The organism is Nostoc sp. (assembly GCF_036917615.1).
In the GTDB taxonomy this organism is placed as follows: Bacteria; Cyanobacteriota; Cyanobacteriia; order Cyanobacteriales; family Nostocaceae; genus Nostoc.
Map to the genome: position 1 here is coordinate 56434 of NZ_JBALCZ010000019.1, position 13935 is coordinate 70368.

The 13935-nt window shown below is 36.4% G+C and carries 9 protein-coding genes and 1 pseudogene; 5 read left to right on the plus strand and 5 right to left on the minus strand.

What is annotated here, in order from left to right:
• Position 1: 1 nt before the first annotated feature.
• Positions 2–2587 (minus strand): tetratricopeptide repeat protein, encoded by a 2586-nt coding sequence (locus tag V7K85_RS05825; RefSeq protein ID WP_334811713.1) that lies wholly within the window; start codon positions 2585–2587, stop codon positions 2–4.
• A 324-nt stretch (positions 2588–2911) separates the two neighbouring features.
• Here V7K85_RS05825 and V7K85_RS05830 point away from each other — a divergent pair, with 324 nt between their 5' ends.
• Both V7K85_RS05830 and V7K85_RS05835 read left to right on the plus strand, forming a co-directional pair.
• Complete coding sequence (locus tag V7K85_RS05830; protein ID WP_334811714.1) at positions 2912–3151, plus strand: hypothetical protein; 240 nt, start codon at positions 2912–2914, stop codon at positions 3149–3151.
• The gene (locus tag V7K85_RS05835; protein ID WP_334811716.1) at positions 3148–3606 is read left to right on the plus strand and encodes an HNH endonuclease; all 459 of its coding nucleotides are present in this window, start codon (positions 3148–3150) and stop codon (positions 3604–3606) included. The genes V7K85_RS05830 and V7K85_RS05835 overlap by 4 nt, the downstream gene beginning before the upstream one ends.
• A 29-nt stretch (positions 3607–3635) precedes the next feature.
• On the opposite strand, the gene V7K85_RS05840 is transcribed toward V7K85_RS05835, so the two are convergent.
• From V7K85_RS05840 to V7K85_RS05855, 4 genes and pseudogenes are all read right to left on the minus strand, one after another.
• Positions 3636–3968 (minus strand): tetratricopeptide repeat protein, encoded by a 333-nt coding sequence (locus tag V7K85_RS05840; protein ID WP_334812035.1) that lies wholly within the window; start codon positions 3966–3968, stop codon positions 3636–3638.
• Positions 3969–4142, minus strand: a pseudogene (locus tag V7K85_RS05845) (tetratricopeptide repeat protein); the annotation flags it as partial.
• Between the two features lie 18 nt (positions 4143–4160).
• Entirely contained in the window at positions 4161–6746 is a 2586-nt protein-coding gene (locus V7K85_RS05850; RefSeq protein ID WP_334811713.1) for a tetratricopeptide repeat protein, read from the minus strand.
• Between the two features lie 218 nt (positions 6747–6964).
• Positions 6965–7510 carry a COP23 domain-containing protein gene (locus V7K85_RS05855; RefSeq protein ID WP_334811718.1) on the minus strand — a complete coding sequence of 182 codons (546 nt, stop codon included), beginning with the start codon at positions 7508–7510 and terminating at the stop codon, positions 6965–6967.
• A gap of 619 nt (positions 7511–8129) precedes the next feature.
• Between V7K85_RS05855 and V7K85_RS05860 the strand changes: the two genes are divergently transcribed.
• The 3 genes from V7K85_RS05860 to V7K85_RS05870 all read left to right on the plus strand — a co-directional run bounded on the left by V7K85_RS05860 (position 8130) and on the right by V7K85_RS05870 (position 13912).
• Positions 8130–9428 carry an AAA-like domain-containing protein gene (locus tag V7K85_RS05860; protein WP_334811720.1) on the plus strand — a complete coding sequence of 433 codons (1299 nt, stop codon included), beginning with the start codon at positions 8130–8132 and terminating at the stop codon, positions 9426–9428.
• Between the two features lie 201 nt (positions 9429–9629).
• Entirely contained in the window at positions 9630–13097 is a 3468-nt protein-coding gene (locus tag V7K85_RS05865) for an AAA-like domain-containing protein (RefSeq protein ID WP_334811722.1), read from the plus strand.
• 29 nt (positions 13098–13126) lie between these two features.
• Complete coding sequence (locus V7K85_RS05870; RefSeq protein ID WP_334811723.1) at positions 13127–13912, plus strand: class I SAM-dependent methyltransferase; 786 nt, start codon at positions 13127–13129, stop codon at positions 13910–13912.
• Positions 13913–13935 lie beyond the last annotated feature (23 nt).

A 13935-nucleotide genomic window follows, 5' to 3' on the forward strand; every position in this document is an offset into this window, starting at 1 on the left:
GTTAAAGTTTAATCGCTTGATTAAAATCTGCTAGTGCTGCTTGATAATCTTTTAACTGCGAATAAACATCACCCCGTAAACTATACTTAAAATCATCATCAGGTTGAAGTTTAATCGCTTGATTATAATCTGCTAATGCTGCTTGATAATGTTTTAACTTTGAATAAACAATACCCCGGTGAAAGTAGGCGTAGGCATCATCAGGTTGAAGTTTAATCGCTTGATTATAATCTGCAAGTGCTGCTTGATAATTTTTTAAGTGGAAATAAACATCAGCCCGTGAAATATAGTTATCAGCATCATCAGGTTGAAGTTTAATCGCTTGATTATAATCTGCAAGTGCTGCTTCTTGATAATTTTTTAACTCTGAATAAACAATACCCCGTAAATTATAGTTAACAGCACCATCGGGTTGGAGTTGAATTGCTTGATTAAAATCTGCAAGTGCTGCTTGATAATTTTTCAATTCTAAATAAACATCACCGCGTGTACTATAGCTATCAGCATCATCAGGTTGAAGTTTAATCGCTTGATTCAAATCTGCTAACACTGCTTGATAATCTTTCAAGCGATAGCGGATCAAAACCCGTATATTGTACCCTAAAAATAGGGGTTTCATCTCAATTGCTTTAGTCACTGCCACTAGAGCTTCCGGGTAGCGTTTTAATTTGTTAAGTACCACACTGCGTTGTAGATAAAAACCAACATCGCTACTATTGTATTCAATTGCTTTGTCAATTGCTACTAGTGCTTCTGGGTATTTTTGCAAATAGAATAGTATTCCATATTTGTATGACCAAACTTTATCAGAATCGCGGTTAATTTTGATTGCTTGCTCGTAAGCTACTAAGGCTTGTGGATATTTTTTCTGGGCATATTCCGCTAAACCAAGAGCAAAATAAGCTTCATAAAAATCTGGTTTGAGCTTAATTGCTTGTTGCAAAGCTGCCACAGATTCCGAGTATTTCTCTAAACGCCACAGTTGATTGCCATAATTTAGCCAATCGTACTCAGTAGCATTTTGTGAAGGCTTTTGAGCAACGAATAAAGGATGATTTTTTAGTGTATTAATTTCTGTTTCTGTTAGTTTAGGAGGTGCTTGAGTTACTACCTTTAACACTTCTGGTTTCAATCCAGATTTTGTCAGCAAACCGAAAATGCTATTAATTGGGACTCCTAAACCTAATCCTATTTCTTGTTTTTCTCCTATTCCATTGGGTTCAATACTTGTATTAATGCCAATTACTTGTCCGAGTGCATCTAACACTGCTCCCCCACTCATTCCAGGTTTTGTCAGATTTGTGTAACCCAACTCGTAACCCGCATCAATAACATTATTTAAATAATCTAAGCTTTCTGCACGAATAAATATTGCTCCTCTATTATAACTACGCAACCCTGCTGTCAGTTTTCTTTTTCCTGCTGCTTCTTGAGGAAATCCAGAGAGAAATATCCACGGGATTTTGCTGGAAGAATATAGGTTATATTTAGCAATTGTGGCAACTGTATAAGTTTGATTGCTGGTAAATTTAACTACTGCTGCGTCTAATCCCTCTGATTTAAATATGTTTGATTGCTGTACTACATACTGCTTGCCATCTAGGGCAATAATTTGATAATTATCTGGATTTTTTACAACATGAAGTGCAGTGACTACATAGTAAGTATCGCCTTGTTTAGCAATAATGACTCCTGAACCATTCCCATGATTTTGCGAGTCAATCCTTACAGTAATTTGTTCAGCAATATTATTAACTTTATCAACAAATGTATTACCTACTGGCAGTTTTTGAGCTTGTTGCTGATTGCGCCATTCTGGAGGAATAACTGCTAAGTTAGGTGCAACTTTTGCTAAAGTTTGAATGGGGACTGCAAAGCTGAGTTTTCTTAATTGCTGAAGTTGTTCGGCGCTGGGTTTTGTTCCATTTTGATAAAAATAAGCCTCATTTAAAATAGCATTATTTAGTAATCCATTTATCCCAATTAATTGACCTGACTGATTTAATAATGCCCCTCCACTCATTCCTTGTCGAATCTCGTTGGTATAACCAATTTGATAGCCTCCGACTAATGGCTGTTCAGATAACAGAGATATTTTGCCATTGGTGATGACTATTTCTTTGCTATCATCAGGAAAACCAGCAGCAAATACTTCTTGATTTTCTGCTAAATTGGAGTTTATCGCTAAAGCAATGATTTGATAGTTTTCTTGAGATTGAAATTGTAAGACAGCTAAATCATTACCTTTTAAAGAATTACCTTGATTGATAACTGTAGCTGTATAGGTTTTACCCTCCGGTGTTTGGATATGGTAGGTTCCTTTATTACTGATAACATGGGCGTTAGTGATGATAGTGTAAGTTTGCCCTTGTTTACTAATTAATACTCCACTTCCGCCTTTGTTATTACTCAATACTTTGACGGTGACAGCTTGGGCTAGTTGACGGATTTGGGTTGCAGATAGGGTATTATTTGCAAGTACAGAAGTTGGTTGATTAGGTATTGGCTGAGATATCGCAATGTAGGCGCTAGGGAGTACTAAATAAGTACTTAATATGGCGATGATAAACGAATTGAGTTTGTTCATTTTTGTAATTGGATAGTGAATAGCACTAAGATAAACTTAAATCCTTGAGCTAAGAGGATGAATGAACAAGTCCTCTTGTGGGTATCAAAAGTTTTAGATCCCCCTAAATCCCCCTTAAAAAGGGGGACTTTGACTCCGGTTCCACCCTTTTTAAAGGGGGTTAGGGGGGATCTAAAAGTACCTAAAATCACACTGAAATGCTTGTTCATTCAACCTCTAAGGGCTTTTGGATGTCAGGTGTAAAAAGATGTAGAAAAAGCAAAGCAAGCAAAATTAACTGTTACAATAAAAGTAGTCCGCTCAATTAAACGATGTACACAATTTATGATTACTCAAATGATGGTTCAACCCTCATTCTGGGTAGAGTCTGGAATCAAAATCAGTAAAGTTAGAAATCTACATTTGTTTAAATTTACTGATGAATTACAGTCTCGACTCGAAGAACTTTCTCTGAAGAGAAAATCTGGATTTATCACTTCAGAGGAAGAAGCTGAATTGACAGGCATATTGGAACTTGACAGGATTTTTACTTTGCTCAATGCCAGAATTATTGCTGAATCGTGACAATTAATAGTCCTATCAGAAAATTAGTCAGGGAAAGGGCAAAGTTTCTTTGCGAATACTGTCATTCTTTAGAAGAAGCGAGTGCGGCTCAATTTTCTATTGACCATATCCTCCCACGCTCTGTTAATGGTTCAGATGATCTGGATAATTTAGCATTAGCTTGTCAGCGTTGTAATGGATATCGCTATAACTTCACAACTGGCATTGATCGAGATACTGGAGAAATTATCCCATTGTTTCATCCTCGGAAGCAAAAGTGGTCAGATCATTTTATCTGGTCAGCAGACGGTTTAAAAGTCATTGGCATTACTTCCATTGGAAGGGCTACTTGTAATCGTCTAGACTTCAATGATGAACGTCACAATGAAGGTTCTATTATTAAAGCACGTCGTCTTTGGATGAAGGGTGGTTGGCATCCACCAGATGAAGACCCTCGACAAGAAAGTAAGGTTTAAAGTGAAATTAGTTTGGCTATAAGTACAAACTACTGCTTTGTTTGCAATGCTTGGATATTAGGATGGGAAAGGAGTTTTTGTGCTTCTGCAACCAAGTGCGTCCCCCAAAGATTTTGTTTGAGAACGTCAACATTAGCAAAGCTTTTATCTAAACGTAAGGCGGACTGTGCCATGTTTAGAGCTTTTTCTTGTTCACCTTTAGCATATAAAGCAACCGCCAGTGCCATTTGTGGTTCTGCTACACTACCATCAATTTGAACTGCTTTTTTCCACTGCTGTATTGCTCCTTCTACATCTCCTTTTTCGTATTTGATATAGCCAATGTTGATGATAGGTTCTAGTAATTTTCCATCTTTAGCGATCGCCTGATTGTAATCTGCTAATGCGGCGCGATCGCTTCCTTGTTTCTGGTAGATAACGCCTCGTAAAGAGTAGGCATTGGCATTATCAGGCTGAAGTTTAATAACTTGATTCAAATCTGCAAGTGCCCCTTGATAATCTTTCAATTTAAAGTAAGCAATACTCCGCATAAGGTAATATAGGGCATCATCAGGTTAAAGTTTAATCGCTTGATTAAAATCTGCTAGTGCTGCTTGATAATCTTTTAACTGCGAATAAACATCACCCCGTAAACTATACTTAAAATCATCATCAGGTTGAAGTTTAATCGCTTGATTATAATCTGCTAATGCTGCTTGATAATGTTTTAACTTTGAATAAACAATACCCCGGTGAAAGTAGGCGTAGGCATCATCAGGTTGAAGTTTAATCGCTTGATTATAATCTGCAAGTGCTGCTTGATAATTTTTTAAGTGGAAATAAACATCAGCCCGTGAAATATAGTTATCAGCATCATCAGGTTGAAGTTTAATCGCTTGATTATAATCTGCAAGTGCTGCTTCTTGATAATTTTTTAACTCTGAATAAACAATACCCCGTAAATTATAGTTAACAGCACCATCGGGTTGGAGTTGAATTGCTTGATTAAAATCTGCAAGTGCTGCTTGATAATTTTTCAATTCTAAATAAACATCACCGCGTGTACTATAGCTATCAGCATCATCAGGTTGAAGTTTAATCGCTTGATTCAAATCTGCTAACACTGCTTGATAATCTTTCAAGCGATAGCGGATCAAAACCCGTATATTGTACCCTAAAAATAGGGGTTTCATCTCAATTGCTTTAGTCACTGCCACTAGAGCTTCCGGGTAGCGTTTTAATTTGTTAAGTACCACACTGCGTTGTAGATAAAAACCAACATCGCTACTATTGTATTCAATTGCTTTGTCAATTGCTACTAGTGCTTCTGGGTATTTTTGCAAATAGAATAGTATTCCATATTTGTATGACCAAACTTTATCAGAATCGCGGTTAATTTTGATTGCTTGCTCGTAAGCTACTAAGGCTTGTGGATATTTTTTCTGGGCATATTCCGCTAAACCAAGAGCAAAATAAGCTTCATAAAAATCTGGTTTGAGCTTAATTGCTTGTTGCAAAGCTGCCACAGATTCCGAGTATTTCTCTAAACGCCACAGTTGATTGCCATAATTTAGCCAATCGTACTCAGTAGCATTTTGTGAAGGCTTTTGAGCAACGAATAAAGGATGATTTTTTAGTGTATTAATTTCTGTTTCTGTTAGTTTAGGAGGTGCTTGAGTTACTACCTTTAACACTTCTGGTTTCAATCCAGATTTTGTCAGCAAACCGAAAATGCTATTAATTGGGACTCCTAAACCTAATCCTATTTCTTGTTTTTCTCCTATTCCATTGGGTTCAATACTTGTATTAATGCCAATTACTTGTCCGAGTGCATCTAACACTGCTCCCCCACTCATTCCAGGTTTTGTCAGATTTGTGTAACCCAACTCGTAACCCGCATCAATAACATTATTTAAATAATCTAAGCTTTCTGCACGAATAAATATTGCTCCTCTATTATAACTACGCAACCCTGCTGTCAGTTTTCTTTTTCCTGCTGCTTCTTGAGGAAATCCAGAGAGAAATATCCACGGGATTTTGCTGGAAGAATATAGGTTATATTTAGCAATTGTGGCAACTGTATAAGTTTGATTGCTGGTAAATTTAACTACTGCTGCGTCTAATCCCTCTGATTTAAATATGTTTGATTGCTGTACTACATACTGCTTGCCATCTAGGGCAATAATTTGATAATTATCTGGATTTTTTACAACATGAAGTGCAGTGACTACATAGTAAGTATCGCCTTGTTTAGCAATAATGACTCCTGAACCATTCCCATGATTTTGCGAGTCAATCCTTACAGTAATTTGTTCAGCAATATTATTAACTTTATCAACAAATGTATTACCTACTGGCAGTTTTTGAGCTTGTTGCTGATTGCGCCATTCTGGAGGAATAACTGCTAAGTTAGGTGCAACTTTTGCTAAAGTTTGAATGGGGACTGCAAAGCTGAGTTTTCTTAATTGCTGAAGTTGTTCGGCGCTGGGTTTTGTTCCATTTTGATAAAAATAAGCCTCATTTAAAATAGCATTATTTAGTAATCCATTTATCCCAATTAATTGACCTGACTGATTTAATAATGCCCCTCCACTCATTCCTTGTCGAATCTCGTTGGTATAACCAATTTGATAGCCTCCGACTAATGGCTGTTCAGATAACAGAGATATTTTGCCATTGGTGATGACTATTTCTTTGCTATCATCAGGAAAACCAGCAGCAAATACTTCTTGATTTTCTGCTAAATTGGAGTTTATCGCTAAAGCAATGATTTGATAGTTTTCTTGAGATTGAAATTGTAAGACAGCTAAATCATTACCTTTTAAAGAATTACCTTGATTGATAACTGTAGCTGTATAGGTTTTACCCTCCGGTGTTTGGATATGGTAGGTTCCTTTATTACTGATAACATGGGCGTTAGTGATGATAGTGTAAGTTTGCCCTTGTTTACTAATTAATACTCCACTTCCGCCTTTGTTATTACTCAATACTTTGACGGTGACAGCTTGGGCTAGTTGACGGATTTGGGTTGCAGATAGGGTATTATTTGCAAGTACAGAAGTTGGTTGATTAGGTATTGGCTGAGATATCGCAATGTAGGCGCTAGGGAGTACTAAATAAGTACTTAATATGGCGATGATAAACGAATTGAGTTTGTTCATTTTTGCAGTCGGATTTTGATAAAATATAAAATGAGGTTCTTTCTTTTTGATTTATGCAAGAGGTCTTCTACACTTAAGTACGTAATTTTTTCATAAATCAAACCTGTTTTCGTAACGCACCACAAGCTTGGAATGGTGCGTTACCCTCTGTTAACACACCCTACTACTGAGATCTTTTCAAAAACAATTTACGATTCCTATAGTTCAGATACTTGATATTATTCCTTCTCAACAGGTGCTGTTTGCAGAAACTTCTTGATGTCAATTTTGTAGTAGACTGGTTGTTGTTTAGAACTATGTTCAATCGGTTTAGTAGCACGCCCTCTCAGAATCTCTTTGAGGTCATCAAGAATCTGTAAAGGATCATCTTGAGGTCTTAAAGTTAGCAGTGTGGTATCACAAGCAGCATCTTCTTTTTTGGCTGTGCAAATTACTGCTTGATTATTGATTATACCGTTGGCGATATAAGCCAGACTTTTATTATTGTAAGCAGTCTGGAATCGAGACGATACTTGTTCACATCGCTGTTCTGGGGTAACACTCTGATTATTAAACCATCCATATTTCCAACGTACAATGGCAATTTTCCCGCGTTCCGTCCAAGCGTAAGTAGTAGGAAAGCGTAGATTAGTTGCTTGGTCATAACCTGAAGCACAGATAAAACGAACTTCATCATCAGCTTTGGCTTGACTAACTATAGAAGTGATGCAAATAGCAGTCAAAGAACAGCCAGTTAATAGAGAAATGATTGGTTTGAGTTGCATAATTTTTCTCGTTAGATTCTTGAAAAGAAGGCTTTTGGAATAATTGCAAATCAGATATATTCTTAAAACCAGGAAAATTGGTAAAGATAAAAATCTAATTTGATTGTTGAGATTTATCTTAAAATGATATTTACATAAAACTCCATATTTTGATAAAAAATTCATCTATTTCAGTCGCACATCTATTGAGGTGAAGTTTTCTTCACCAATGTCAGTGTCTACCAGAAACTTGATAAAGTAAAACTTACAACACAATTAACCAAGTAAATATTAAATTTCTTTATGATGGCTAAATATAGCGCTTCTCATTTGGATGCAATACACTCTGACCTCACTTTATCTGTAAAGCTGCACATTATTTTGACCCCTTCCAACCTCCGCAAAGCGTCGGGGAGGTGCCGTAGGCGGTGGGGTTCTTTCTATGCGTCTTCATAAAAAATTGGTATAAAAACTAAATGACTGTAGAATATGTTCAAGGTATTTTCAATATGATTTGTAAGGCAAAAAATGACATAAGCGCCTAACTGCAAAACAATATGGTGCATTACGGCTTTAGCCTAACGCACCCTACTTATAATTTATCAATGTAGTTAAAAATAGATGGAATATAACTATAAAAATGCTGATTAGTCAAGAAAAATTTGAAAAAATATATCAGGATGAATTGACTCCTAAACAAAAGAAAGTATTGCCATTCTTTTTAGCTGGACAAACAGATGAACAGATAGCCAAACAACTTGGCGCTACCCATCGTTCTACAGCTAGTCATCAATTGAGAAATATATCTACAAAATTTGGCTTTCCTCCTGAAATTGAACCAGATTATCGTTGTAATTTGATTGAGATGTTTGCTAAATATAAGCCGGAGTTAGTTAGTGTTAAAGCTTTAGAAAAATGTGGGCATATTATCCAGAATATCCGCTTTCCAGAAGGGATGGAACCACTAAATTCTGCTTTTTATCAAGAACGTTCTCCGATTGAATCTCGCTGTTATACTGCTATTAAAGAACCTGGCGCACTAATTCGGATTAAAGCACCTAAGCAGATGGGTAAAACTTCGCTGTTGAAAAGAATTATTGCTGAAGCAAAGAAAAATAGTTATAGTACGGTTTATTTGAATTTTAGTTTAATAGAAAAAAATAAGTTTACTAACCCTAACGATTTTCTCCGCAGTTTTTATGCTTATGTAATTAATCAATTACCTTCAGCACTTCCGCTAACACTCTGGGATATTGACACCCCCAGCATGGTTAACTGCACTCTGACATTTCAAAGTTTGCTCAAACAATTGGATGGTGTTTTAGTTCTAGCTTTAGATGAGGTAGATAAATTATTTGAATATCCAGAAATTTATCAGAATTTTTTTCCGATGTTGCGTAATTGGAATGAAAATGCTAATGAATCGGAAATATGGGAAAAATTGCGACTATTAGTAGCACATTCTACGGAAGATTATGGACGTTTAGATATTAATCAATCTCCTTTTAATGTCGGATTACCAATTAAATTGGAAGAGTTTACTGAAGAACAGGTGAAGGGTTTAGCTATCCGACATGGTTTAGATAGTAAAAATATTCTTCCTCTGATGTCTGTAGTGGGGGGACATCCTTATTTGGTGCGGTTAGCGCTTTATTATTTGGTATCTCAGGATGCAACTATTGAAGAATTGCTTGAAGAGGCTACTACAGATACAGGGATTTATACTGAGCATTTACGCCGACATTTGGAAATATTTCAAGAAAATCAAGAGTTAGGAAGGGTATTTAAAGAGATAGTGACTAATGCTGAAGGAATTAAAGTTGAGCGTAAAAATCGGCAGATTTATCAATTGGATAGTATGGGGGTGATTAAATTTAGTAATAATTTTGTGATGCCACGGTGTAGATTGTATCATGAATATTTTAGCGTTTGGTTGTAATTAAATTTAGATTTTTGATATCAAGTTCGGGTAATTATTTATGATTCCCACAGTCATTACACCCCTCCCCGCTTTTCGGGAGGGGAGACAAAGCGTAGCTTTGGCGGAGTGGGTTCGGGTTTAATAAGTAATCAAGCGAACATAATATGAGTTGTAAAAAATTTAAACGAACCGCCAAGATGCCAAGGACGCAAAGAGAGAATGGATTTTAATAATTATTATAAAGTCGGTGGTAGTTTAAATGCTAATCATCGCACCTATGTAGTCAGAAAAGCTGATGGACAAATCTTTGAACTGCTGAAGGCTGGGGAGTATTGTTTTGTATTTAACTCGCGTCAGATGGGTAAATCTAGTTTGCGAGTTCAGACAATTAAAAAACTTAGAGGAGTCGGAATTAAATGTGCTTCTATTGATTTAACTATTCTTGGTAGTCATAGTAGCCCAGAAAAATGGTATAAAGGATTTGCTAATCAGTTATTATCGAGTTTTGAAATAGATGATATAGATTTTAATAGCTGGTGGTTACAGCATGACTCTTGGACGGAGATACAGAGATTAAATTTAATTTTAGAGTCATTGTTGCTAAATAAAGTTACTTCTAATATTATCATTTTTATCGATGAAATTGATAGTTTAATCAAAAGTAAATTTAAAGATGATTTTTTTGCTTTAATTCGCGCTTGTTATAATCTCCGGGCTGAATCTCCAAAATATGAGCGTCTAACTTTTTGTTTGCTTGGAGTAGCGACACCAGGAGATTTGATTCAAGAAAGAGAACGTACACCGTTTAATATTGGTAGTTCCATAGAATTAACTGGGTTTAGCTTTGCAGAAGCAAAAGATGCGTTAATTCCAGGGTTAGCGGATAAGGTAGAGCATCCGGAAGCGATGTTGCAAGATGTGTTAAATTGGACTGCTGGACAACCATTTTTGACTCAAAAATTATGCAGTTTAATTGTACAAGAAACCGAAAATAGTTATCTGAGTGTTAACGAATTAGTTCATAATTATATCATCGATAATTGGGAAACTCAAGACGAACCAGAGCATTTAAGAACAATCCGCGATCGCTTGCTAAGAAATGAACAAAAAGCTGGGAGATTACTAGGATTATATCAGCAAGTTTTACACTCAAGCAAGGGAGTTATTATAGATGGTAGTCAAGAGCAAACGGAATTAAGACTATCAGGTTTGGTAGTCAAACAATCTGGCTATTTAAGAGTATATAATTCTATCTATCAAGCAGTTTTTAATCGAAGTTGGCTCAAAGAAGAATTAGATAAACTCCGTCCCTATAGTGAAGCAATTAATAAGTGGTTAAATTCCCAATATGAGCCATCCTGGTTATTGCGAGGTAAAGCTTTAGATGAAGCGTTAGCATGGGCTGTTGGTAAAAGTTTAAGTAATTCAGATTACGAATTTTTACAAGAAAGTCAAAAAGTTGCTACAGAATTACAAATTGAGGTAAATCAGAAGTTAGCATCAGCTAGTCAAAAATTAACTAAAGCTAATCTAACTGTTAAACAAAAGTTAGCTGATGCAAATAAAAAAGCAAAATACATAGTTTGGATTGGAGGAAGTATCGCAATTCTCCTCATCTTAATAAGTGTGATTTTTGGACAAAATCAATTACACACCGCCAATGAAGCTACAAGACTTACACAAGTTGGCTATAACACTGCACAGCAATTTCAATCTAAACAACTTGAAGCTTTACTTTTAGGTATAAAGGCTGGAGAAGATTTAAAACATCTGGTAAAAAATCAGTCTGATTTGGGAGAATATCAAACAACTACTCCCTTGTCTACTTTACTAAATATTCTGATGAATATTCATGAATATAATCAATTTAATAGCGGTAAAACAAGACTCACTAATCTAATTTTCAGTCCTGATGGCAAAATTATTGCTTCTGGTAGTGATGATGGTACTATTAAATTATGGCATCAGAATAGAACTGCGATCGCTACCCTTATTGGACATAAAAATAAGCTCAGAAGTATTAGTTTTAGCGAGGATAGCAACATTATTGCTTCTGCTAGCCAAGACGGAACTATTAAACTCTGGCAGCGAAATGGTACTCAGATTAAAACACTCTCTGGACATCATAGTTGGGTAATTAGTGCTACATTTAGTGCCAATAATACTATTGCCTCTGCTAGTAAAGATGGCACTATAAAACTCTGGCAGTTAGATGGAACTCTGATTAAAACTATACCACTCAAAAGTAATGCAGTCACTAGTGCTACCATCAGTCATAATGGCAAAATTATTGCCGTTGGTAACGAAGAAGGAAATATTGAATTATGGAAAAGTGATGGAACTTTCATCACAACTATTGTTGGGCATAATGGTTGGGTGACAAGTATTAATTTTAGCCAAGATGGAGAAAATCTTGTTTCCGGTAGTGATGACAAAACTATTAAACTTTGGAAAGCCAATGGTACTCCAATTAGAACAATTGAGGGACATACAGCTAGGATAAATAGTGTAAGTTTCAGCCGTGATGGTAAAACAATTGCTTCTGGGAGTAGTGACCAAACTGTAAAAATCTGGCAATTAGATGGTACCCTAATTTATACCTTCGTTGGACATGGTGATTCAGTAGCTAGTGTGAGTTTTAACCAAGATGACAACATGATTGCTTCTGGTAGTGACGATGGAATTGTGAAACTCTGGAAGTTGAACGCAGATATCATGACTACATTAACTGGGCATCAAGGTGGGATAACAAACTTAAGTTTCAGCCCCGATGGCAAAATCATTGCTTCTGGTGGTGACGATGGTACTGTGAAACTATGGCAAAATGGAACTCTCATTGCTAATCTTACAGGACATAAAGGTTGGGTAAATAGTATCAGTTTCAGCCCCGATAATAAAACTATTGCCGTTGGTACTGATCAAGGAATTGCTAAACTTTGGAAATGGGATGGCACGCTAATTCATCCTCTAACTGAGCATAAAGGGGTAACTAGTCTTACTTTCAGTCCCAAACAAAAAATAATTGCTTTTGGTACTGACAAAGGATTTATTGAACTCTGGAAGTGGGACGGAACTCTAACTAAACTCTTTACTAAATTATTCACTGGGCATAAAAACTGGGTAACAAGTGTCAGTTTTAGCCCTGATGGTAAAATTATTGCTTCTGGTGGTGATTATGATGGAACTATCAAACTTTGGCAGCTAGATGGCACTTTAATTACTACCCTAACTGGACAAACAAAGGGTATTAATAGTATCAGTTTTAGTCCTGATAGCCAAATCATTGCTTCAGGAAGTACAGATCAAACTATCAAACTTTGGAAAAGGGATGGAACTCTTATCACTACTCTAACTGGACATAGTGATTCAGTAAATAGCGTCAGTTTCAGCCCCGATGGAGAAATCATTGCTTCTGGAAGCACAGATAAAACTATTAAACTTTGGAAAAAGGATGGAACTCCCATTACTACCTTGACTGCACATAACGATTCAGTGACAAGCGTCAGTTTCAGCCCTGATGGAAAAATCATTGCTTCTGCTAGTAAAGATGACAAGGTAATTTTGTGGAGTTTGCAGTTAAATGATTTACTAGCACGAGGATGTCAATGGCTCCAAGATTATTTTGTTACTCATCCAGAAGCTCCCAATAGTCTGCGATCGTGTAGCAAAAGCCATAGAATAATGTAAGTCTAAAAATTCGTCACAAACTCAAACAAATGGCTGTTTATAAGCAAATTGGTAAAGGCTATGATTTGACTCGTCGCGCTGACCCTGATATTGCTAACCGATTAGCTGTTCACCTCCAAATCAAATCAGATTCTTGGTATCTTGATGTGGCGTGTGGCACAGGAAATTACACGCTAGCTTTAGCAAAACACGGTGGTGTTTGGCATGGAGTAGACCAATCAAAACAGATGATTGATGCTGCTACGAATAAGAATAATACTGTAGCTTGGGAAGTTGCAGAAGCTGAGGCTTTACCTTATGCTGATGGGACTTTTTCAGGTGTGTTCTGCACGCTAGCAATACATCATTTTGCTGCACTAAGTCCTGCTTTTCGGAAGATTTATCGGGTCTTGGCGGCTGATCCTTTTGTATTGTTTACTGCCACACCGGAGCAAATGAGCAAATATTGGTTAGTCGAATATTTTCCAGAGGCTATACATAAATCTGCTGAACAGATGCCAAGTTTAAAAAAGGTCAAATATGCTCTGAATGAGGCAGGTTTTAACTCAGTAGATATCGAACATTATTATATTTCTGAAAACTTGCAAGACCTATTTTTATATAGTGGAAAACATCGTCCTGAAATATATTTAGATGAGAATGTCCGCTCTGGAATTTCTACATTTGCTTTGCTAGCTTATGCGGATGAAATCGCCGCAGGGTGTCAAAGGCTAGCAGCAGATATTAACACAGGACGGATTACCGAGATTATCAAGAAGTATGAAAATAATCTAGGAGATTACTTGTTTGTAATTGCCAGTAAAATAGCAACTTGAGCTAAAGAGTGAAGGATAACTAT